Origin of the sequence: Streptomyces sp. DvalAA-14 (assembly GCF_900091855.1) — a bacterium.
In the GTDB taxonomy this organism is placed as follows: Bacteria; Actinomycetota; Actinomycetes; order Streptomycetales; family Streptomycetaceae; genus Actinacidiphila.
Map to the genome: position 1 here is coordinate 1 of NZ_FMCH01000523.1, position 21,031 is coordinate 21,031.

18 protein-coding genes and 4 pseudogenes are annotated in these 21,031 nt (G+C 68.7%); 16 read left to right on the forward strand and 6 right to left on the reverse strand.

Annotation, left to right across the window (positions count from 1 at the left end; genetic code table 11):
* On the reverse strand, positions 1-2,400 hold a 2,400-nt coding region (locus GA0115240_RS28095), incomplete at its 3' end, for a hypothetical protein (protein WP_141708990.1).
* 13 nt (positions 2,401-2,413) lie between these two features.
* Here GA0115240_RS28095 and GA0115240_RS37305 point away from each other — a divergent pair.
* The 3 genes from GA0115240_RS37305 (at position 2,414) to GA0115240_RS37310 (ending at position 3,709) form a co-directional block, all read left to right on the forward strand.
* Positions 2,414-2,569 (forward strand): hypothetical protein, encoded by a 156-nt coding sequence (locus tag GA0115240_RS37305; RefSeq protein WP_161302512.1) that lies wholly within the window; start codon positions 2,414-2,416, stop codon positions 2,567-2,569.
* Between the two features lie 376 nt (positions 2,570-2,945).
* Positions 2,946-3,353 carry a hypothetical protein gene (locus GA0115240_RS28100; RefSeq protein ID WP_093740946.1) on the forward strand — a complete coding sequence of 136 codons (408 nt, stop codon included), beginning with the start codon at positions 2,946-2,948 and terminating at the stop codon, positions 3,351-3,353.
* Positions 3,354-3,559: 206 nt separating this feature from the next.
* Positions 3,560-3,709, forward strand: a complete 150-nt coding sequence (locus GA0115240_RS37310; protein WP_161302514.1) for a hypothetical protein — start codon at positions 3,560-3,562, stop codon at positions 3,707-3,709.
* A gap of 280 nt (positions 3,710-3,989) precedes the next feature.
* Here the strand turns inward: GA0115240_RS37310 and GA0115240_RS28105 are convergent, their stop codons facing one another.
* On the reverse strand, positions 3,990-4,841 hold the full coding sequence (locus tag GA0115240_RS28105) for a transposase (protein WP_237555268.1): 852 nt from the start codon (positions 4,839-4,841) through the stop codon (positions 3,990-3,992).
* A 509-nt stretch (positions 4,842-5,350) separates the two neighbouring features.
* Positions 5,351-6,349, reverse strand: a complete 999-nt coding sequence (locus GA0115240_RS28110; protein WP_346267988.1) for an RraA family protein — start codon at positions 6,347-6,349, stop codon at positions 5,351-5,353.
* 86 nt (positions 6,350-6,435) lie between these two features.
* On the opposite strand from GA0115240_RS28110, the gene GA0115240_RS28115 reads away from it, so the two are divergent.
* The 3 genes from GA0115240_RS28115 to GA0115240_RS38690 all read left to right on the forward strand — a co-directional run bounded on the left by GA0115240_RS28115 (position 6,436) and on the right by GA0115240_RS38690 (position 8,590).
* The gene (locus GA0115240_RS28115; protein ID WP_093740948.1) at positions 6,436-7,173 is read left to right on the forward strand and encodes a flavodoxin family protein; all 738 of its coding nucleotides are present in this window, start codon (positions 6,436-6,438) and stop codon (positions 7,171-7,173) included.
* A 258-nt stretch (positions 7,174-7,431) separates the two neighbouring features.
* Positions 7,432-8,076, forward strand: a complete 645-nt coding sequence (locus GA0115240_RS28120) for a hypothetical protein (RefSeq protein ID WP_093740950.1) — start codon at positions 7,432-7,434, stop codon at positions 8,074-8,076.
* Between the two features lie 388 nt (positions 8,077-8,464).
* Positions 8,465-8,590 (forward strand): hypothetical protein, encoded by a 126-nt coding sequence (locus GA0115240_RS38690; protein WP_256070038.1) that lies wholly within the window; start codon positions 8,465-8,467, stop codon positions 8,588-8,590.
* Between the two features lie 36 nt (positions 8,591-8,626).
* Here GA0115240_RS38690 and GA0115240_RS28130 read toward each other — a convergent pair whose 3' ends face one another.
* Positions 8,627-9,379 carry an SDR family NAD(P)-dependent oxidoreductase gene (locus tag GA0115240_RS28130; protein WP_093740955.1) on the reverse strand — a complete coding sequence of 251 codons (753 nt, stop codon included), beginning with the start codon at positions 9,377-9,379 and terminating at the stop codon, positions 8,627-8,629.
* A gap of 88 nt (positions 9,380-9,467) precedes the next feature.
* Between GA0115240_RS28130 and GA0115240_RS28135 the strand changes: the two genes are divergently transcribed.
* The 6 genes and pseudogenes from GA0115240_RS28135 (at position 9,468) to GA0115240_RS28155 (ending at position 15,412) form a co-directional block, all read left to right on the forward strand.
* Entirely contained in the window at positions 9,468-10,196 is a 729-nt protein-coding gene (locus tag GA0115240_RS28135; protein ID WP_093740957.1) for a TetR/AcrR family transcriptional regulator, read from the forward strand.
* A 253-nt stretch (positions 10,197-10,449) separates the two neighbouring features.
* A pseudogene (locus GA0115240_RS38695) lies at positions 10,450-11,162 on the forward strand (MFS transporter); the annotation flags it as partial.
* Between the two features lie 74 nt (positions 11,163-11,236).
* Positions 11,237-11,470, forward strand: a complete 234-nt coding sequence (locus GA0115240_RS36390; RefSeq protein WP_141708991.1) for a hypothetical protein — start codon at positions 11,237-11,239, stop codon at positions 11,468-11,470.
* 129 nt (positions 11,471-11,599) lie between these two features.
* A pseudogene (locus GA0115240_RS28145) lies at positions 11,600-11,848 on the forward strand (transposase); the annotation flags it as partial.
* 114 nt (positions 11,849-11,962) lie between these two features.
* A pseudogene (locus tag GA0115240_RS28150) lies at positions 11,963-12,199 on the forward strand (transposase family protein); the annotation flags it as partial.
* A 630-nt stretch (positions 12,200-12,829) separates the two neighbouring features.
* The gene (locus GA0115240_RS28155) at positions 12,830-15,412 is read left to right on the forward strand and encodes a glycoside hydrolase family 3 C-terminal domain-containing protein (protein WP_161302518.1); all 2,583 of its coding nucleotides are present in this window, start codon (positions 12,830-12,832) and stop codon (positions 15,410-15,412) included.
* Positions 15,413-15,501: 89 nt separating this feature from the next.
* Here the strand turns inward: GA0115240_RS28155 and GA0115240_RS28160 are convergent, their stop codons facing one another.
* Together GA0115240_RS28160 and GA0115240_RS28165 are read right to left on the reverse strand one after the other, a co-directional pair.
* A complete protein-coding gene (locus tag GA0115240_RS28160; protein ID WP_093740961.1) occupies positions 15,502-16,698 on the reverse strand; it encodes an ROK family protein in 1,197 nt (398 codons plus the stop codon).
* A 427-nt stretch (positions 16,699-17,125) separates the two neighbouring features.
* Positions 17,126-18,031, reverse strand: a complete 906-nt coding sequence (locus GA0115240_RS28165) for a helix-turn-helix transcriptional regulator (protein WP_202451832.1) — start codon at positions 18,029-18,031, stop codon at positions 17,126-17,128.
* Between the two features lie 215 nt (positions 18,032-18,246).
* On the opposite strand from GA0115240_RS28165, the gene GA0115240_RS28170 reads away from it, so the two are divergent.
* From GA0115240_RS28170 to GA0115240_RS28185, 4 genes and pseudogenes are all read left to right on the forward strand, one after another.
* Positions 18,247-18,561, forward strand: coding sequence for a carboxymuconolactone decarboxylase family protein (locus tag GA0115240_RS28170; RefSeq protein WP_093740965.1), 315 nt, complete (start codon positions 18,247-18,249; stop codon positions 18,559-18,561).
* A gap of 45 nt (positions 18,562-18,606) precedes the next feature.
* Positions 18,607-19,455: an SDR family oxidoreductase gene (locus GA0115240_RS28175; RefSeq protein ID WP_093740967.1), complete on the forward strand. Its 849-nt coding sequence runs from the start codon at positions 18,607-18,609 to the stop codon at positions 19,453-19,455.
* Positions 19,456-19,527: 72 nt separating this feature from the next.
* Complete coding sequence (locus tag GA0115240_RS28180; protein WP_093740969.1) at positions 19,528-19,941, forward strand: (R)-mandelonitrile lyase; 414 nt, start codon at positions 19,528-19,530, stop codon at positions 19,939-19,941.
* A gap of 106 nt (positions 19,942-20,047) precedes the next feature.
* Positions 20,048-20,577, forward strand: a pseudogene (locus tag GA0115240_RS28185) (transposase); the annotation flags it as partial.
* Positions 20,578-21,031: the final 454 nt, after the last annotated feature.

The window sequence follows — 21,031 nt, forward strand, 5'->3', positions numbered from 1 at the left end:
GGCGGTCGCGGTGAAGGTCGCGCTCATCTGCTGCCCGGGAACCGTGGTGGTCATGGTGACCGGGCCGCCGCCCACCGTGGCGGTGGCGGTGGCATCCGCCGGCACCAGGTAGATCTGGATGGTGAACTTCCCGGTCGCGATGCCCGGCGGATCGATCGCGATGGTGTAGGTGCCCGTGGTCGGGAGTACCTGGGTGGGATAGAGCGTCGGTGGCGCGTCGAGATAGCTGAACGAGAAGAAGGCCTGGGACCAGTCCGTCATGTTGTAGAAGGTGTAGCCCCCGTTGGCATTGGCCTCGGTCTGCGTGCCGCTGATGAAGACCCGCTGGTTGGCGGTCGCGTTGAACGTGATGTTCGCGTTCTGGCCGACCGCGGTGGTCGAGACGGAGACCGCCGGACCGCCGACCGTTGCGGTTGCCGTGGCGTCGGGCGGCACCGAGTACACCTGGAGCGTGGTGCTGCCGAATTCCATGAGCGGCGGGTCGATGGTGACGGTGTACGTTCCCGCGGCCGTGAGTGTCTCCGAGTCGAAGAGGGTCACCGGGTGGCTCGTGGACGTGGGCGGCGGGTAGCACTCGAGATCGCCGAGGCCGGGACCCACCGCGTGCCCGGACGGATCCAGGAGGCTGAACTGGACCTGGTCGGAGTCGCTTGTCAGGGGCAGTGTCTTCAGACAGGCGATGTACACCCGCTGGTTGGCCGTCGCGGTGAAGGTGATGGTCGCCTTCTGGCCGGGCACGGTCGTGGTCACGGTCGCCGCCGGACCGCCTACTGTGGCTGTGGCCGTGGCAGTCGGGGTGGCCGCTACCGAGTGGACCTGGATCGTGACGGTCCCGGTGGTCACTCCTGTCGGCGTGAGCTTGATGGTGTTGACGCCCGTGCTGGTCACCGTCGAGGTGTCGATGAACGTGTCCGGAACACACTGGTTGTTGTCGTACCCGACCGTGGCGCCCGAGGGATCGGTCCACCGGTAGCCGAACCCGCCGGTGCTCGGGCTGAGCGAGGAGCCGGCGCAGGTGAGGTAGACCGTCTGGCCCGCGGTCGCCTGGAAGGTCACGGTCGCCGTCTGTCCCGGCACTGTCGTTGCCACACTGACCACGGGGCCGTCGACCGTCGCCACGGCGGTGGGGTCGGCGGGCGGGCTGAAGACCTGGATCGTGACGCTGCCGGTCGCGGTACCCGGCGGAATGATCTGGAGCTTGTAGGTGCCCGCGGCGCTCAGCGTCTGACGGCTGAACAGAACGGGCGGGGCGCAGTAGTAGGTCGAGCTGACCTGAGTGCCCGTCGGACCCAACAGGTTGAAGGTCGTGAAGGTGCTGCCGCCGGTGTTGACCAGGTTGGTGGCACAGGTGATGAGCACCTGCTGGCCGGCGGTGGCGTTGAAGGTGACGTTGGCGCCCTGGCCGGGCGTCGTCGTGGTGACCGTCACGGCGGGCCCGCCGACCGTGGCCGTGGCGGTCGCGTCCGGAGGGACGGTGTGGATCGTCGCACTGACGACGCCCGCCTCGGCGCCCTCCGGTTCGACGAAGTACGTGTAGGTGCCGCTGGTGGTGAGTGTCGCGGTGATATTGCCGCCGTCGTCGTACGCGAGGTAGCTGCCGCTCGGGGAGATCAGCCACGCGTCGACGGTGGTACCGGCGCTGCTGGCGATCGACGCCTCCGCCAGGATCTTCTGCCCGGCCGTCCCGCTGAAGGTGAACCCGATGTGCTGGCCGTAGCTGACCGTGCCCTGATAGGTCTTGTTGGCGACCGGTGCGGCCACCGTCGTGTCGGCCGGGACTGCGAAGAGCTGGACCGTCACCGCTCCGGTCAGCGTGTCGGCCGGGTCGATGACCACCTTGTACGTTCCGGTGTCCGGCAGTTCGGTGGCGCCGATACCGCCGATGCCGCTGTAGTTGAAGGCACCGCTGAGTTCCGCCCCGTCAGGTCCCAACAGGCTCGCGTCGAACGACGTGTAGGTGTCGGGAGCCGACGTGTGGGTGACGGTGACGACGGTGAACACCTTGACGCCTGAGGTGCCGGCGAAGGAGATGGCCGCGTTCTGCCCCATTTTGTCGAAGTTGAGCTGGACCGCGGCGCCGCCGATCGAACCGGTCAGCGCCAGGTCCGCGGGGACACTCGTCACTTGCGCCCGGTAGGTGGCAAGGCCCGTTTCCGGTGCGATCACGATGGTGTACTGGCCGGTGGCGGGCAGGGCGGCCGTGTCCAGGGAGGCGACGTTTCCGGGAAAGGACCACACTTTGCTGCTGGTTGCCAGCACCGCGCCGGTGGGGGAGAGCAGTTGCGCCGCGGCGTCGTCCGCCGCGCCCACCGTCGTCAGCGTCGTGAACACCCGTTGGCCCGCCGTGCCGGCGAACTGGAAGACGGCGTGCTGCTTGGCGACGGTGGTGCCCAGGGTCACTGTGGGGCCGTCGATGACGACGGTCGCGGTCGCGTCCGCGGTCGCGGCGGCCGGGCGGACGGTGTCGACGCGTGGCCGGGGAAGCGTGCTCGGACCGATCGGGGGCGTCGCCGATGTCGTGGGCGTAGGTCTGTCCGTGGTCGACGCCGGTGAGGTGCGCGCTTTTTGAGGCGCGGGGACCGGAACGAATGCGGAAGCATTGGGTCCGGATAGAAGTGCCAAGATGAAGACGGAAAACAGCGTGCATAAGCCCAAAGCAGGTCGTCGCACAAGCCCCCCAGTAATCAATCGCAACAACGGCAAACAGTTAAGCATGCTCATGGCCAAGCTTGTCAACAGATAAATGGCCGCGCGTAGATGCCGGCCCATCGGTTCCCCGGATCCAGGGTGGGTGATATGCCCGCCCGGTTGACGGAATGTCGATTATGGACGGCTTGATGTGTCGCGCATGACGACTTTTCGTACCGCTTCCTGTCTTGTCACCACCGCTGGGCGCGGCTCAACGTCGCTTCGTTGGTGACAGCTTCCCCCGAGCGGGTCGTGAGGTGTGGCGGCCGGCTCTGTCCGGATCGCTGACCAGCGCGCGGGCCCGGCTGAGGCAGGCCCCGCTGCGGCTGCTGTTCGACCGGGTCGCCGGGGCGAGCGGGACCGCGGTCACCCCGGGGGCGTTCTGGCGCGGCCTGCGCCTGGCCTCCCTGGACGCCACGCTGTCCGACGTGCCCGACAGTGCGGCCAATGCCGCGGCCTGTGGCCGGTCCTCCAACGGAACCCGGCCCGGACCGTTCCCGCAGGTGAGGCTGCTGGCGCTGGTGGAGTGCGGTACCAAGGCGATGATCGGCGCGGTCTTCGACTCCTTCGCGGTGGGCGAGCGGACCCTGGCCTACCGGTCTCCTACGTTCTGTACTACCGCGCGTGTTTGGGTTCCCCGGTTGCCGACTCGGGACGGAGGGTGACCCCTCGGACACGGGATACCCCGGGATGGACGACGGGGCGGAATGGCGGTGTTGAACCAGGTCTGCACGTAGTTGCCGACGGCCTTTTGCAGCAGGATGAAGTCCCCTTCCTTCCAATTGGGACCGCTGCGGTCCGAGACTGTTCCGACTTCCTGGTGTGTCCGGCCTTTGGCGCAGTAGTGGTCGTCGCGGGCCTGGAAGGTGGCGTGGCCGAGGAAGGCGAGGTGGACGGTGTCGATTTCGCCGTGTTCGGGATGGACGGCGGCGAGCTGGATTCCGTCATAGCGTCCCTGGTGGATCGTGGGCGAGAAGCGGATCCGCAGGCGGAGCGGGCTGCGGCCGCGGAGGCGGCGTAGAAGGCATCTCCGATAACGGCGGCGCCAGCGAGCGGAAAGTGTAGTGCCTTGGTGAAGAATCCCAAGCGTTAAGTGGCAGGAAAGTCCTTGAATTAAGATAGGATTTAGCCTCGATTCGTCAGCGGGGGTCGGTCGTTGATCGATCCGGCGGTTCGCCCGCAATGTCCTTGGCCGGTGCAGGGCGGGCCGTCGCGTGACGCCGCGGGTGCGCCGGGTTCCACGGGCCCGGAGTGTTGCCGGTCTTCTCCTGTCTGGTCCTTGTCGGGGGGGGTGCCCGCCGTCAGGTGATGGCCGGGAGGGCGGTGAGGCGCTGCCAGCAGGTGGTGAACGCTTCTGCCCAGGGCCAGGTTGCTTCGATCCGCAGCCAGTGGCGGCGGGCGTGGTCGGCGAGGCGGGCGGGCAGGTGATGGAGGCGGAAGCGCATGGTGTCGGGCTCGGCGTCGGCCAGGCCGTCGACGTCGTGCAGTGCCGGCAGCCGCACCCAGGCGTCGAGATCGGCGGCGGGGTTCGCGGTGAGCATCCAGCCGCGGTTGACCTCCCACGAGGCGGACGGCAGATTGTCCAGCCCCATGGCCTTGTTGGTGCGCACCCGATCTTCCACCCCGGCGTGCGAGCGGTGCAGTACGTCCAGGAACTGGCTGTGGCCCGAGCCGGCGATGCCCCACATATGGCGGATGTTGGTCGCGGTGATGCAGTAGCGCCAGCCGGTCCTGGTCTCGAACGTGGTCAGCTTCTTCAGGTGCCGCCGGGACGGGCGAACACGGCGGACGATCAGTCGCATGCCCTCCGGCCAGTCCTCGCGGGTGTTCAGCCCGGTCAGCTCTGCAACGAAGTAGCCCTCCTGAAGGCTGCCGTCCTGCTTCAAAGAGGTCTCGCAGGCGCTTTCGGGCAGTCGGGCGATGGCCTGCTCGTCGGCAGCGGTGATCTTCCAGCCAACGGTGTAGCGGACCGTGCGCCGGGTGGTGTTCAGGGCTTCGAGATGTTCCAGCAGGCCGTGGGTGGCTCCGGCGCCGTCCACCCGGATGAGGATCTTCGCTGCTGAGGAGCCCGGGATCTGCGCGAGGGCGTCGGTGAGCACGGCGATGTGGTCGGCCACCGTGTTCGCTCCGGCGTTCCCAGGCCGCAGCAGCATGGTGCGGGAACTGATCGGCCTCGACTACTGACCGAACAGTGGGTTTCGGGCTGGACGGAGCGGCTGCCCACGCACCCGCGTATCGGTCGCCGCCAGGACGGGCTCAACCACCGGCTCCACGAGCTCTTGGGTTGCCGGGCGACGGACCAGGACCATCAGGACGGCGTAGCCGGCCAGAAAGGCGGCGACGGTCACGCCTGGGCCAGGCCGGCGACGCCGAAGCTGATTCCGAGCAGGTTGGGGGTCAGCTGGTAGGGGGACGGCTTGCCGCGTTGACGGGCGCTCAGCCGCGACATGACCGGCTCCGCCCTGGCCCGGCTTCCCGGGTCGCCGGCCGAACCCGTCGTCCGCCTGCCGGCAGCACGCAGGCCGCGGCCGTCCCCCCGACGCAATCCCGGACCGATGAGAGCCACGGGTAACGACGAATTCGCCCTGCGCCATGAGGATATCGCGCTGGTCACGACGTAGCCATGACCGGCATGGCTCCGCGGCCCCCGTGCCCCTAGGGGTTACTGCTCGGTGCCGCGCTGGTCGCCGGTGCGCATCCGTTCGGGATTCTCCGAGCGGATCGACGATCGTGACGTTTCATCGTCCGCGTCGATTCGGCGCGCCTCGGCGGTGACTTCGGCCAGGCTCCCAGCGGGGATGACGACGGCGCCGGAGCTGTCGGCATAGACATAGTCGCCGGGGACGATGCACACCCCGCCCACTTCGATGGGGACGTTCGCCGCCCAGGGGGCGATCGTGTCGCCGCCCCAGTGGGTGGCCTCGCCCGCGCAGCGGACTGTGAAGTCGTAGGCGGCGAGTTCCCCGAAATCGCGCAGCCTGCCGTCGGTGAGGACTCCGGCCAGGCCGTGGTTCTGCACGCGCGACAGTTTGGTGCCTCCGCCGTGCGAGGCGTCCGGGTAACCGCCGCTCGACAGCACCAGCACCTTGCCTTGCGGGTCGTCTCCGACGGCGCGGTAGAACCATCCTCCGAACCCGAGCTCGTTGGTCTCGGTGAAGTCACTGCGGTACGGCACGTAGGCGATCGTCACGGCTGGGCCGAACAGGGACCGCCCGGGGGTGGGACTGACCAGGCTCAGGATGTGTGCCCGGTGCCCGTGGACGCGCCCCATCGCATCGACCAGCGAGGCGCAGGCCAGGCCCTCGACCAGGGCCATGGGATCGGAGTTCTGTTCGATCATCCCGGTGTCTCCCTCGCGGATCAGCGGCGTGCCGTCGGTCGCGCAGGGCGGCTCCAGGGACCGGCGGTCCCACCGTGCCCGCACGGCAGCGGCCTCGTACGTGCTCTGGAAGAAGTCCATCAGGGCGCGGTTCGGCTCGCCAGCGGTGCGCACGGCCCCGGACCGGAGCCGAAACCCGCCGGTGCGGGCGCCGTACGCCGCGGTCGGTGGCAGCCACGGGTGCCGGGGGCGGTCCGCGGACACCCGGCCGGGAGCACAGGAGGGAGCACAATCGACCCCCCTTGGACCGTCCGGGTGATCCTCGGCGATGCGCCAGCCCACGGGACGTGGCTCCCGGTGCCAGCGACCACGATGGTCTGGGTGGTCCGCCGTGAATGGAAACGGCGGCAGGATCCGGGGAGCACTCCATGGCTGACCAGGCGGGAAGCACCGAAAGGCCCCCGGCCCGCTACGACGACCTGCGCGCGCTGTTCATCAACTGCACGCTCAAGAAGTCGCCCCAGCGCAGCAACACCCAGGGGCTGGTGGACCGCAGCACCCGCATCATGCGCGAGCTGGGCGTATCCGTCGATGTCGTACGGGCAGTGGACCATGAGATCGCCACCGGCGTATGGATGGACATGACCGAGCACGGGTGGGAGAGGGACGCCTGGCCCGCTTTGCACCGCACCGTCATGGCGGCGGACATCCTCGTACTGGCGGGGCCGATCTGGCTCGGCGACAACAGTTCTGTGACCAAGAGGGTGATCGAGCGGCTCTACGGCGCCTCGAGCCTCCTCAACGACCGAGGCCAGTACGCCTATTACGGGCGGGTGGGCGGTTGTCTGATCACCGGCAACGAGGACGGCATCAAGCACTGCGCGATGGACATCCTCTACAGCCTCCAGCACCTCGGTTACACCATTCCCCCGCAGGCCGATGCCGGATGGATCGGCGCTGCCGGACCGGGACCGTCATATCTCGACCCCGGTTCGGGCGGCCCGGAAAACGAGTTCACCCAACGCAACACCACCTTCATGACCTGGAACCTCCTCCATCTCGCCCGCACCCTCAAGGACGCGGGCGGCATCCCCGCTTACGGCAATCAGCGCACCGCTTGGGAAGCCGGCTGCCGCCACGACTACGAGAACCCCGAACACCGCTAGGCCGTGTCTGACAAATCCCGCCTGCCCCGCGACGCCTGGCACGCGCGCTCGCTGCGTTGTCGGGGTCGTCCGAGTAGCCCACTACGAGGACACCCCTCCGCCTTGCGATCGCACGCACCAGACGCCGCGGGGCCCCGCCCTGCGGGCGGACGGCGCTATTTGTCAGACACGGCCTAGCGCTCTGACCGCGTACCTTCACCGGATCGGCTCTGGGCACGCGATCCCGGCCTCCTGTCCAGGACCGCCTATGCTCAGCCCGTGCCGCCGCTCTCCGACCACAGCGATCCGCTGATCGCGGCGTTTCCAGCCGATTTTGCTGGCGATGTCGAAAATGTGCTGGCGGTGATGCCAGCTTCTCGCCGGGGACCGGTCAACCCGTTTTCGGTTGTCGTCGAGGGCCAGGAAGTGTCCATCCCCGGGCGTCTCTACCACGACGAGCCGCCGGCTGACGTGGTCGCGTCGCTCTCGCCACGTCAGCGGCAGCTTCTGCACTGCCTGTACTCAAGGCACTGCGATGGGAGGGTCAGGCAGCGCCACTTGGCCAAATTCGTCGGCTCCGTGGACCCGTGGGTCCTTCCGCACGTCGTGCAGTTGGCCGGCGAGTACGTCGTGGAGATCCTGATTGCCATCATCGATGAGCTCCGAGATCTCGCAGCGCCAGGCAACCCCGGCCACCTTGCATACGGGCAGCTCATCGTGGAGAACCCGCTCTTCTTCGCACGCACCCAGCGCCGGGTCGTGAGCTACTGGAACTGCTACTACCGGTCGGCCTGGGCGAGCTTCCGTGACTACCCGGGCTGCGCTCTTCTCGATCTCCTGCGGTCCGCTGCCTCCGACAGAGCAGGCCGTCCCTGGCCCAATCTCGCTCCAGCGGTCGGCACCCGGGCGGACGGCTGTCGCTGAGGCTCAGCCGTGCAAGCTCGCCCAGCCGATCAAGCTGCGCAGGCAATCGGCCGGCCGCCGGCGACGAACACCTCTCCGGCGTGGAACTTCAAGTCCACGATCGTCATGGACCGCAGCGGCGTCCGTGCCTTCTCGTCGAAGTAGGCCGCCGGTGGCCCACACATTTTGTAGGCCTCACTCCACTTTACGCCTCAAAATTGGAGCGTCAACTACAAAACCTGAGCCCCTATGGAAGGTATTTCGCACCTACGCCGCATTAGGTCGTGTTCACCCGGCCGGACGGCTTCGGCCCTGATCCCTGGGATGGGTCGGACAGCCAGGCGTGTCGGAGTGCGTGAGATCGATGATGACGAGGGCAACGGCCTGGTGCGGAGCGTGCGCCGCGTCGGTGGTGACTTGGCGGGCGGCGCAGATGGTGGTGCCGTCGACCCCGGATGTGGACTTCGCGGTCTCGCTCGACTCCGCTCCGCCCGGGTCGGTGTCCGGCCAGAGCGGAGTCGGCCAGTTCTCGTGACCGAGCTTCGGCGTTTGCTGCTTCGCGGGCGAGATGTCAGACGGCGAGGCGGCCGCCGTCGACCGGCAGCAGTACGCCGTGGATGAAGCTGGCCTCCTCGGTGGCGAGGTAGGCGATGGCGGCGGCGATCTCCTCGGGCTTCCCGACGCGCCCGGCCGGCGCGGCCTTCGCGAGCTGGTCCAGCGCGTCGCCCATGGGGATGGTGCCTTCGGTGCGGGTGGGACCGGGGCTCACGGCGTTCACGCGGACCCCGGCGGGGCCGAATTCAGCAGCCCAGGACTTGGTCAACAGCATGAGAGCGGCCTTGCTGGAGCCGTAGAGGCCCATCCCGTTCATGCCGAACTCCGACACCATGGTCGTGACGTTGATGATCGCCCCGTGGCCGCGTTCGGCCATCGCGGGGGCCAGTGCGGCCACCAGCAGATAGGGCGCCTTGACATTGACGGCGAAGACCTCGTCTATCTGATCGGTCGAGGTGTCGGCGGTGGCGCCGAAGGGGAAGACGCCGCCGCTGTTGACGAGGATGTCGACGTGGTGGCCGCCGCCCGCCTGGGCGGCGTGGGCGGCAAGTTCCCTCACGCTGCGTTCGTCGCCCAGATCGGCCGCGACGAAGTCCGCGGTCCCGCCGGCGGCGCGGATACCGGCGACGACGCCGTCGCCGCGCGCCTTGTCCCGGCCGGAAACGATGACGTGCGCCCCGAGGGCGGCCAGACGGTCGGCGGTGGCTTTGCCGATGCCGCTGGTGGCGCCGGTGATCAGGGCGGTGGAACCGGTCAGATCGGTGGTCATGGGAGCCTCTCAATTAGTGGAGCGAGCACTCCAAACCATGCTCCGACATTTTTGGAGTGTCAACTCCAAAGTGGAGTATGCTGAACCCATGGACCAGCCGATACCCGAAAGGCAGACAGACCGCACGGATCGGACCGGCGCGGTCGTCGAGCCCACGCCCAGGCCAGCGCGGAAATTCACGACGAAGGGTCTGGCAACCCGGGCTCGCATCGTCACCGCCGCCGCCGAGCTGGTGTTCGCCCACGGCGTGGCCCGCACCGGCATCGAGGACGTCCAGCGTCGAGCGGGTGTCAGCGCGTCGCAGCTGTACCACTACTTCGCCGACAAGGACGACCTGATCCGGGCCGTGATCGCCCACCAGACCGACGGCATCCTGGCCGCCCAACGACCTGTCCTCGACGAACTCGACAGCTTCGACAGCCTTTACCGCTGGCGTGACCTGCTCGTCGACCTCCAAGAGCAGCGCAACTGCGTCGGCGGCTGCCCCATCGGATCGATCGCGGCCGAACTGGCCGACAACGACCCCCACGCACGAGCGGACCTCGTCGACGGCTTCGAACGCTGGGAGGCTCCGATCCGCGAGGGCCTGGCCCGCATGCGCACCCGAGGCGACCTGCGCCCCGACACCGACACCGACGCCCTCGCCCTCGCCCTGCTCGTCGCACTCCAGGGCGGACTCCTCCTCACTCAGACCCGCCGCAACACCACCCCCCTGCGCACCGGACTTGACGCCGTCCTGGCCCACATCCGAACCTACGCGACTGAGCAGACACAGCACCGTGATCCCAGCTCGGCCGGCGGCAGTAATTCCCGATGACGTGGCCCGGATGACGCTCAGTACCTCCCAGGCCGCCCGCGAAAGCCGCTTCGCCGGGTCAGACCCCCAGCCGGGTGAGACTTCTCGGCCGCGAACTGCACACCCTCGCCCACCAGTTCACGCCGCCTCCGCAGTGAGCCTGGCGGGGTCGACCCTCGAGAAGTAGGACTCACTTCGATCGGCCTCGCGCTCCGCGAGCGCGTCGGACTTGGGCATCAGGATGTACAGCACGTCGAACAGCGCCTGCGCGAAGTCCTGGCGCGCGACCTACCTGGTCCTCGCCGCCGCCCTGGCCGCCGTGACCATCCCCGCCCACGCCCTCGCCCTCAAGGCACCCTGGCCACCCGCCCCCAACACCGCCCACAACAGTGGCCTCGGCCACGCGGATCACGTCGGCCGCAGCCGCCCGTTCTGGACCCTCGCCCTCGCCCTGACCCTGTCGGCGTTCACCATGTCCGCCGTCGTCATCGCCCTGGTCCCCCCGCTCATCGGCCGCAGCTTCACCACCGCCCAGGCAGCCTGGGCCCTCGGCCTGGGCGGCGCCGGGCAAACATCCGGCCACACACCCTCTACGCCACCATCGCGCGCCACACCGGACCAACCGCCCGCACCACCATGCTCATCACCCTCGGCGGCGGCGCCACCACCGCGATGCTCGCCGTCGCGCCCGGCCCCTACCCACTGCTGGTCGTGCTCGCCGTCGTGGCCGGGATGGTCCGCGGCAACCTCACCCTCTTCCAGGCCACCGCCACCACCGACCGCTGGGGCACAACCCACTACGGGCGCCTGTCCGGCCTCCTCGCCGCCCCCACCACCACAGCCTCGGCGCTCGCACCCTTCACCGGCACCGCCCTCGCCTTGCCGCTCGGCGGGTACCCCGCCCTATTTTTGCTGCTCGCGGCCATGCCGGCACTCGGCGCCGTCCCCCCTGGCCAACCGGGCATCAGGCGAGCTCACCTAACTTGATCTTTAACGACTGGGCTGTGGTCAGCCGCTTAAAAGGGTCGAGGGGATCCCAGGCCGTCTGGGACCATCTCGGCATGCGCCTGGTAGCTGATGGAGCCACGCCGACCTCACGGTTGGTACTGGTCGAGGACCTCGAAACCGACGACGGATATGCCTTCGAGCTGGCGAACCCGCTCTTCCTGGCTGCTGGTGATCGAATCGCTTTCGAAGGCGCCAGGCTGGTCGTCGTGCGGGCTGGTGGAGCGCGGCTGTCGCCGGCCGGTGACTGGTCGACTCGCTGCGGGCCCGGATCTCTGCGCTTCCGGTAGAAGCCGCTCCTCGAACGGTTGCGTCGTACTTGATCACTCAGCTCGGTAACCGCCGTACACGGAAGCCGTTTTCGTCTGAACATGTGCTCCGACCAAGGAACACACACATTCAGCGCGAAGGCCGTGAGGATGAGTCTGCTGCATCGTGATGCCCATCGAGAGGCGTTGCTGGAACTGTCACGCTTCCGGGGCGAGTTCCACTCCTGTCTCACCGCTCGTTCGGACGCGTTGTTCGAGCTGGCGGATGCGGTTTTGTGCGGGGACGGTCCGGTGAGGTCGCTGGTGGAGCTGTCGCTGGTGGGCGAACACCGCCGCTGTCACGGAGGGCTCTACGCCGCACTCGCCCAGGGCCGGATCGACGCGGACCGGATGCGGCGGGACGCCCACACCTCACCGGAGCGCTGCAGCAGCGAACCGTCGTTTTTGGCCTCGCTTTCCACGGAGAGGAAGGTGATCACCTGTCCCCGGTCGATGTGATGCCATGATCTCGCCGTGGCTGGTGTGATCACGGCCTCGGAGCCGTCCTGGATAGCCCCGTTCACGGGGCTGAACATGCAGCAGTTCGGCAAGCTGCTGACGGTTCTGCGTCGGGAGGGTTCGGACACGGTCCGAAGGGGCCGACGGTGGAGCCTTCCGTTGAAGGACCGGGCACTGCTGGTTGCGGCGTACTGGCGCACGAACCTGACGAGGCGACAACTTGCTCCGCTGTTCGGGGTCTCCAGGTCAGCACTAAGCGTTGTCCCGTAAATGATCTACGACGGGCTGGTTGACCTGGGTGTCCGACAACACCTGATCCACCGTGCGGGACCCGGCCTCTCGGGCCGGGTCCCGCATGCAGCGCTCGGCGAGCCGCCTCGTCGGCGAGCCGGAGGGCGAGGGCGGCACCCGTCGGCCGAGTGGTGGGACTTGGTGGCCTCCCACCATTGGCACCGAGACGACCGGGGCTCTTGAGGACCCAGGCCATCGCGACCTGCGCCATGCGCCCTGCGGCTCCCCGCGATCTTCCGCAGGTGTAGACGATTACCCTCCGAGGTCGCGCGCCCATGAAGCGTGGGCACCATCCGTCAATAATAACTCCACAGGATAAAACTTGTATTGCACCTTTTGCGAAATACTGGCTTCTCCGCCATCCCGGTCCACGGCCGGAACGTAGCCCGTCAAGGCACTTCACAGAGTAACTACCAGGAAAAACTGCGCCCGTTCACGGCGCCACAGCTATTGACGCTCATGTTTCGGGGAGGTTAGATCGGCGTCGTTGTCCACACCTGCGTTCAAGGAATGAACTCAAGATGTGAAGCAGAGCACGGGTTGGACTCACTCCAGCCCGTACAAGATCCCTACTCTCCCGAGGGGTTTCATATGTCCGTTTCCCGTAGATCGGTGCTCAAGCTGACCGGAAGCGGTGTGGCCGCCGCCGGGGTGGCGACCGTCGGTCCGACGGCGGCGAACGCGGCCACCCCCGCCGCGGCGGAAAAGGCGGTGGTGTCCGGTCCGGTCCCCACCGCCCCGGTCACCCAGCCGGGCTCGGCGGCGGCGGTCAAGAAGGCGAAGGCGCTGGTCGCCCAGATGACGCTCGACGAGAAGATCGTCTACTGCCACGGCGTGCCCGCGGGTCAGGGCTACACCGGGCTGATCCCGGCCAACACCCGGCTGAACATTCCGGCGCTGCGCCTGGGCGACGGACCGAGCGGGGTGGGCAACGGGTCGGTAGGCGTCACCCAGTGGCCGGACTCGAAGACGCTCGCCGCGTCGTGGGACATCGCGCTGGCCAAGGCCTACGGAGCGGCCTACGGCAACGAGCACGCCGCCAAGGGCCACAACGTCGCGCTGGCCCCCTGCATCAACATCCTGCGGCGTCCGCAGTGGGGGCGGTCCTTCGAGACGTACACCGAAGACCCCTACCTCAATGGCCAGTTGGCAGCGGCCACCACGCAGGGCATCCAGTCGAACCACGTCATCGCCACCGTCAAGCACTTCGTGGCGAACAACCAGGAGACGCTGCGGAACTCGATCGACGAGATCATCTCCCAGCGCGCCCTCGAAGAGCTGTACTTCCCCGGCTTCAAGGCGGCCGTCCAGCAGGGCGGCACCGGGGCCATCATGACCTCGTACAACAAGGTCAACGGCACCTGGGCGTCGGAGAACCGGGCCACCGTCCAGGACACCCTGCGCGACACCTGGGGCTTCGACGGCATCGTGATGTCGGACTGGGGTGGCACGCACAGCACCGTGCAGACCGCCAAGGCGGGCTCCGACATCGAGATGCCCGGCGGCACCTACCTGAACGCCGCCCTCAAGACCGCGGTGCAGAACGGCTCGGTCAGCACCGAGCAGCTCGATGCGATGGTCACCCATGTGCTCACCGCGATGTTCCGGGTCGGCCTCTTCGACCATCCGCTGGTGGACCCTGCGACTGTCGTCTCCACGGTGGTCAGCACACCCGCGCAGCTGGACCTGGCCCGTCAGATCTCGGTCAGCGGAAGCGTGCTGCTGCGCAACCACAACAGCATCCTGCCGCTGGCGAAGCCGAAGTCGATCGCGGTCATAGGTGATGCCGCCGACGCCCATCCGCAGAGCCACGGCGGCGGCTCCGGCAGCGTCAACGCGAACGGCACCGTGGTCTCGGCGCTGGCGGGCATCAAGGCGCGTGCGGGCGGCATCCCGGTCACGTACACGACCGGCACGCTGGGCATCACCGCGCCCCCGATCGCTCCGGCCTCGGTCTTCGGCGGCGGCCTGACCGCCACCTACTACGGCACCACCGACTTCACCGGTGACCCGCTGGGCACCGAGACGGTGGCGAACCTGGACATCAGCGCCACGCCCGCCCCGGTGGCCGCCGTGACCACCGGCTGGTCCGCCCGCTGGACCGGCACTTTCACCGCGACCACCGCGGGCGGCTACCGCTTCTCGCTCAGCGCGGGCGCGGTCGCCACGGTGAGTGTGGACGGCACCACGATCCTCACCTTCACCCCAGGCGCCGAGAGCGTCCAGAACGGCCTGGTCACCCTGACCGCCGGCAGCCACGACTTCGCCGTCACCTACGTCTCGCCCGCGCCGGCCGCCGGCGGTCGCGCCGCCCGCACCAGCCTGCACCTCGGTCTGCAGGCCAACTACGACACCCTGATCGCGCAGGCCGCCGACGCGGCGAAGGCAGCCGATATCGCCGTGGTGGTCGTCGGCGACGTCACCAGCGAGGGCATGGACCGCTCCACCCTCGCGCTGCCCGCCGACCAGGACCAGCTGATCTCGGCCGTCGCCAAGGCCAACCCGAAGACGGTCGTCATCCTCAACACCTCCGGCGCCGTCCTCATGCCGTGGCTGTCCGAGGTGCGGGGCGTCATCGCCAACTGGTACTCCGGCCAGGAACAGGGCAACGCGGTCGCCGCCATGCTCTTCGGCGACGCCGAGCCCGGGGGCCGCCTCACCGAGACCTTCCCCGCGAGCAACGACCAGGGCCCCGCGAAGACCACGGTGGAGTTCCCCGGCGACGGCGTACAGGTGTACTACGACGAGGGTCTGGCCATCGGGTACCGCTGGCACGAGAGCTCCGGGGAGAAGCCGCTGTTCCCGTTCGGCTTCGGACTGTCCTACACCACCTTCGAACTGACCGACCTGCGCACCACGCGCGCCTCCGACGGCACGGTGCGCGCCACCGTCAAGGTCCGGAACACCGGCAGCCGCACCGGTTCTGAGGTCGTCCAGCTCTACGTCAAGTCACCAGCCGCGGCGCTGGAGCCCGCCAAGCAGCTGAAGGCGTTCGCCAAGGTCACCCTCGCGCCCGGCGCATCCCGGACCGTCCAGCTCGATCTGCCGGCGGACGCGTTCGCCAGCTGGCTGAACGCCAGCACCGGATGGACCGTGCTGCCGGGCTCCTACGGCATCTACGTCGGCAACTCCTCGGCGCAGCTGCCGCTCCGCACGCAGATCATGGTCAAGTAGTCCGCGTCGTGGTCCGGGGGGAGGCGGCCGTGCTTCCGGCTGCCTCCCCCCGGGGCGTTCCGGGCGATCGGACAACGCCGGCCACACGATCAGGCAAGGAGCCGTTCGATATAGCACTCCGCGGCCAGGACAGCTGCGCCCGCCGGTACGGCGCTGTTCGTGAGCACGCCGGGCCGCACGTCGAGACCGTGGTGGGTCATCGCCGACGTGCGGTGCTCGATCGTCTCCCGCAGACCGTCGGCCACCGCCTCCGCGGCCGGGCCGAGGGCGCTGTCGACCACCAGAAGGTCCGGATTCAGCATGGTCACGAACCCGATGAGCGGCCGGGCTATGCTCCGGCCGAGATCGGTCAGCCAGCGCCGGACCATCACGTCCCCGCCGGCCGCCAGCGACAGGACTTCCTCCAGCGCGACAGTCCGGCCGAAGGCGGTGGCGATGTCGTCCACCAGACTCGGGCCGTTGCGGCGCGCGGTGGTGAAGCAGCCGCGGTTGCCGCACAGGCAGAGATCGCCGTCCTCACGGACGCTGATGTGGGCGAGTTCGCCGGCCACTCCGCCGGCGCCACGGAACAGCCGCCCGCCGATCACGATGCCGGCACCGAACCCCGGAACGACGCTGAGGTAGACCGAGGTGTGGGCGCCACGTGCCACCCCGTGGCCCGCCTCGCCGAGCGCGGCGAGATTGATGTCGTTCTCGATCACCACCGGTATACCGAGCGCTCGGCTGAGGAGGTCCGACGGATCACTGAGCAGCCACTCCGGGCGCGGGTATCTCGGCCGGGTGAACGGTGTCTCCCCCGGCGGATACATCGGAATCGGCGGCGCCCCGACACCCTGCCGGAACGGCATGGCGACCGAGACGACCACGACGTCGGGACTCCGGCCGGAGAACCTGTGCACAGCATCCGCCAGGTCCTTCACCGTGGCCTCGAACGGCTGGGTCAGATCAAGATGAAGGTCCCCCCTGTCAAGAACACGGCCATCAAGGCGAACGAGCGTGACCGACTGCTGGGTGCGGCCGAGCTGTACCGCCGCAGCAACCCGGCCGGCCAGGTCGATGCGCACCGTCGCAGCCGGCCGCCCCGCCCCACGCGGACCGTGTGCGCCGACCGTCTCCGTGAGCACTCCCCGTCCGATGAGCAACGCGACCGTGGCGGTGACGGTGGTCAGCGGAAGCCGCGTGAGCTCAGCCAGCTCCCGGCGGGTGGCGCCATCACGGTCGCGGAGCACGGAGACGACATGCCGTTCGCCGGGACGGAGCGCGGCGAGGATCGGGACGGGGTCCATCCCGCGAAGATTAGCCGCTCAACCGCACACCACGGCGCCGGGGCACGGCCCAGCGCCGCCGCAGAGCCGGGTTCGAGAACGCGACCCAACCGCCGGCGTCTCGGACCCCACGGCACTTTGCTGACCCCACGAACTGACCGAGCCGGGCAGACCGTCGCGGCTCTCGCGCGCTCTGCGTAGGACGGTGTCTTCTCCGCGAACATCGTCGGTGACCTTATGCGTGAGGAGGGCTTCAGCCGGCAGGGCAAGGCCAGAACCCTGGAAGGCGGCAGAATCCCGACCGGGACCGCCAGTTGCACCACGCTGGCCTCGCACCCAGGGTCTTGATGGTGCAGTGGCACCTGAAGTGCCTGAGACATTGCGCGACGGAAGCGGTCACGCGTCCACCTCTTCGGAGCAGGCGCGCCCAGTGATCACAGGGCCGCGTTCACCGGTTCTGCCTGTCGACGGGGCCGGGGTTGCCCGCAGGCGTGGCGTTCTCGGTGGCGGCCCAGCTGGCGAGGAGGCTGAGGGCGTCGTGGTCGGGCGTGCCGGGTGCGGCGCTGTAGGCGGTGAGGGTGAGGCCGGGCTGCGCGGGCAGTTCCATGGCGTCGAAGTCGAGGGTGATCTCGCCGACGGCGGGGTGGCGGAACGGTTTGCTGCCGGTGTGGTGCAGGCGCACGTTGTGTTTGGCCCAGGCGGTTCGGAACTCTTCGCTGCGGGTTACGAGTTCGCCGATCAGCCCGGTGAGGCCGCTGTCGTGCGGGGCGCGTCCGGCTTCGGTGCGCAGCAGGGACACGGTGGTGTTCGAGGCGGTCTCCCAGTCGGGGAAGAAGTCGCGGCCCGCGGGGTGCAGGAACTGGTAGCGGGCGATGTTGACCGGGCGCGCGGTGTCGTCGGCGTACAGGGGTGCGTACAGGGCCCGGCCGAGGCGGTTGGCGGCCACGATGTCCAGACGGCCGTTGCGGATGAATGCCGGTGAGTCGGTCATGGACTCCAGGACCCGCAGGACGCTGTCCGGGACGGGCCCGCGGGCCCGCCGTGGGGCGCGGGCGGGGCGTTTGGCGGCGGCGCGGGCTAGGTCGAACAGGTGGGCGCGTTCGGCGTCGTCGAGGTGGAGGGCGCCTGCGATGGCGTCGAGGACCTCTTCGGAGGCCCCGGCGAGGTTGCCGCGTTCCAGGCGGACGTAGTAGTCGATGCTGACGCCGGCGAGCAGGGCGACTTCTTCGCGGCGCAGACCCGGCACCCGCCGGTTGCCGCCGTAGGCGGGCAGGCCCGCCTGCTGCGGCGTGATCCTGGCGCGGCGGGAGGCCAGGAACTCGCGGATGTCGCTCTGGGTGCTCACGTCTTCCAGGTTAGGCCGGTCGCCGGCCTGGTGGGGGGCCCTGTCAGTACCTGTAAGGCCAGACCCTCCTCCACCTCTGTCGTCAGCGGTTTCCTCGATAACGGCAGCGAACGCCGCCTGCGGCACCACGCCGGTGTGTGATGCCGGAGCCGCCCGCAGGGACCCTCTCTCCACCGGAGACTGACCTGCGCCGATGTGCACCTTTCCCGTCTTGGAGGAGTCCCATGCCGAAGATGTCCGCGCCCCAGGAGCTGGCCGCCATCGCACCCAAGCTCGTCGACGTCACTGACGACGTCCTGTTCGGCGACATCTGGGAGCGCCCCGAGCTGTCCCCGCGGGACCGCAGCCTGGTCACCGTCAGTGTGCTCGCCGCGCTCTACCGCACCGAGCAGCTCGGCTACCACCTGGGTGCGGCTCTGGACAACGGCCTGAGCGTCGAGGAGCTGTCCGAGGCGATTACCCACCTGGCCTTCTACGCGGGCTGGCCCAACGCCATGACCGCGATCAACCAGCTCAAGAAGATCGCCGATGACCGTTAACGCCGACTGACCGTCCCACCCCATCCCCGATCGGAGTCCTCCCGCATGAGCAAGGTCTTCTTGATCACCGGCGCCGGACGCGGCCTGGGCACCGACATCGCCCGCCAGGCCCTGGCAGCCGGCCACCAGGTCGTGGCGACCGGCCGCCGGCCCGCCCGCGTCGTCGAGGCCCTCGGCGGCGAGCAGACCAACCTGCTGGCCACCGCCCTGGACATCACCGACCCGGCCGCCGCGCGGAACGCCGTCCGCGCCGCCACCGACCGTTTCGGCCGGATCGACGTGCTGGTCAACAACGCCGCCAACTTCTACGCCGGGTTCTTCGAGGAGATCTCCGACGCGCAGATGCGCCAGCAGATCGAGACGAACCTGTTCGGGCCGATGAACGTCACCCGCGCGGTGCTGCCCGTCATGCGAGCCCAGCGCCACGGCCACATCATCACCCTCTCCTCCGTCGCCGGCGTGACCGGCCAGGAGTTCTGCGTCGCCTACGCCGCCGCGAAATTCGGCGTCGAAGGCTTCATGGAATCCCTGGCCTACGATGTCGAGCCCCTGGGCATCCGCACCACAATCGTCGAGCCCGGCTTCTTCCGCACCGAACTGCTGGTCGACGCCTCCACTACGTGGGCGGAGCTGTCCATCGACGACTACGCCGAGCGCACCGCCGCCACCACGAAGGAATGGCAGTCCATGAACGGTCAGCAGACCGGTGACCCGGCCAAGCTCGCCGCCGCCCTGCTGGCCCTGGCCGACCAGAAACACCCCCCGGCCCGCTTCGCCGCCGGAGCCGACGCCATCGACGCCGTCACCGCCAAGGCCGGGCGACTGCTCGCCCAGGCCGATGCCTCACGCGAACTGGGCCAGCACCTGGCCCACGACGACGTCATTGCGGCCTGACACACCAACCCGTACCCACGACGCCGAGAACCGGCCCGCAACCAAGCACCTCAGCAAGGAGAAACACCCCTCATGGAACTCCTCAAGAAGCAGCCCACCACCAAGGCCCCCTCGGACTGGTTCGCGGGCGACGTGTGGTTCGACGTCATCGTCGCCGGCCAGGAACCGTCCCGGATGCGTGCCAACCTGGTCCGCTTTTCCCCGGCGGCACGGACGAACTGGCACTTCCACGCCGTTGGCCAGACCCTGCACGTCACCTCGGGCATCGCACTGATCGGCACCCGCGACGGCACGATCATGGAAACCCACCCCGGCCAGACCGTCACCTGCCCGCCCGGCGAGCAGCACTGGCACGGCGCCACCCCCGAACTCTTCATGGAACACATCGCCCTGTGGGAAGGCAACGGCGACGGCACCCCCGAGACCACCTGGCTGGAGCCCGTCACCGAAGAGCAGTACAACAGCCCCCGCACCAGCACCCACTGACCGCGACGCACTCGCCGGTCCCGGCCCCCACCAGGCCGGAACCGGGCACCGCCGTCACGCGCCAATCGCGGCAGCTTGCTCAGCAGACCCTCACTGTCCACACTCCGACCTGGTCGCCGACCGCACTCGCACCGTCAACCGGCTCCGCGCCCACCTCACCGGCATCTTCCCGGCACTGGACCGGGCCCTCGACCTCACCAACAATGGGCCGCTGACGCTGCTGACCGGCTATCAGACGCCCGCCCGCCCTGAGACGCCTCGGCGCCCGGCGCCTGGAAACCTGGCTGCGGAACCGCAAGGTTCGCAGTGCCGGCCAGCTAGCCGAAGCAGCACTGGACGCCGCCGGAAGCCAGCACACCAGCGTCCCCGGGCGAGAAGACCGCGGCCCGGATGGTCCACACCCTGGCCAGCCAGGTGATAGGGCTCAACCAGCAGATAGCCGAGATGGACAAGCTCATCGCAGCCCGGTTCCGCGATCACCACCACGCTGAGATCCTCGCGAGCCTGCCGGGCCTGGGCCCCATCCTCGGGGCCGAGTTCCCGGCCGCCACCGGCGGCGACATGGACGCCTTCGGCAGTCCCGACCGGCTCGCCGGCTTCGGCGGCGTCGCACCCGCACCCCGCGACTCCTCGCGGTCGCCCCGCACAGTGGCCTCGTATGCCCTGCTGGTCGCGTAGTGGTGCCCGCCGTCAACCTCCAGCACCACACGACGACCGTTCGGCAAAAGCATGAGGAAGTCCATCCGGTGGTTCAGCAATGCCTTCACCCCACGCTGCTGAACGGTCTTGTGGTCCCAATGCAGCCGGACCTCGGGCAGCAGTGCGGGAAGATCCCGGGCCCGAGCGCCGTAGCTCTCGTGGTAGATCCGGTAAAAGTTGCGTCGAGGAGAGACGTCGTCGGCCGGAGTCGACTTCAACAGACGGTCGTAGAGGGTCTTCTTGGCCTCCTCCTCGTCATTGATTCCCTTCTTCTCCTGCCACCACTGCTGCAGGTCGTGCCAACGGATGCCGTCCGGGCCCACTGGGCGGTCGTAGACGAGGATCTGGTCCATGTCCTGCAAGACTTCAATGTCGTTGTCGACGACGCTCA

Excerpts from the sequence above, each read along its gene's own strand:
- GA0115240_RS37305 (WP_161302512.1), top strand. The coding sequence starts at position 2,414 with ATGACGACGGTCGCGGTCGCGTCCGCGGTCGCGGCGGCCGGGCGGACG.
- GA0115240_RS28105 (WP_237555268.1), bottom strand. The coding sequence starts at position 4,841 with ATGCTGCTGCGGCCTGGGAACGCCGGAGCGAACACGGTGGCCGACCAC.
- GA0115240_RS28115 (WP_093740948.1), top strand. The coding sequence starts at position 6,436 with ATGGCTGACCAGGCGGGAAGCACCGAAAGGCCCCCGGCCCGCTACGAC.
- GA0115240_RS28130 (WP_093740955.1), bottom strand. The coding sequence starts at position 9,379 with ATGACCACCGATCTGACCGGTTCCACCGCCCTGATCACCGGCGCCACC.
- GA0115240_RS28135 (WP_093740957.1), top strand. The coding sequence starts at position 9,468 with ATGGACCAGCCGATACCCGAAAGGCAGACAGACCGCACGGATCGGACC.
- GA0115240_RS36390 (WP_141708991.1), top strand. The coding sequence starts at position 11,237 with ATGCGCCTGGTAGCTGATGGAGCCACGCCGACCTCACGGTTGGTACTG.
- GA0115240_RS28155 (WP_161302518.1), top strand. The coding sequence starts at position 12,830 with ATGTCCGTTTCCCGTAGATCGGTGCTCAAGCTGACCGGAAGCGGTGTG.
- GA0115240_RS28160 (WP_093740961.1), bottom strand. The coding sequence starts at position 16,698 with ATGGACCCCGTCCCGATCCTCGCCGCGCTCCGTCCCGGCGAACGGCAT.
- GA0115240_RS28170 (WP_093740965.1), top strand. The coding sequence starts at position 18,247 with ATGCCGAAGATGTCCGCGCCCCAGGAGCTGGCCGCCATCGCACCCAAG.
- GA0115240_RS28175 (WP_093740967.1), top strand. The coding sequence starts at position 18,607 with ATGAGCAAGGTCTTCTTGATCACCGGCGCCGGACGCGGCCTGGGCACC.
- GA0115240_RS28180 (WP_093740969.1), top strand. The coding sequence starts at position 19,528 with ATGGAACTCCTCAAGAAGCAGCCCACCACCAAGGCCCCCTCGGACTGG.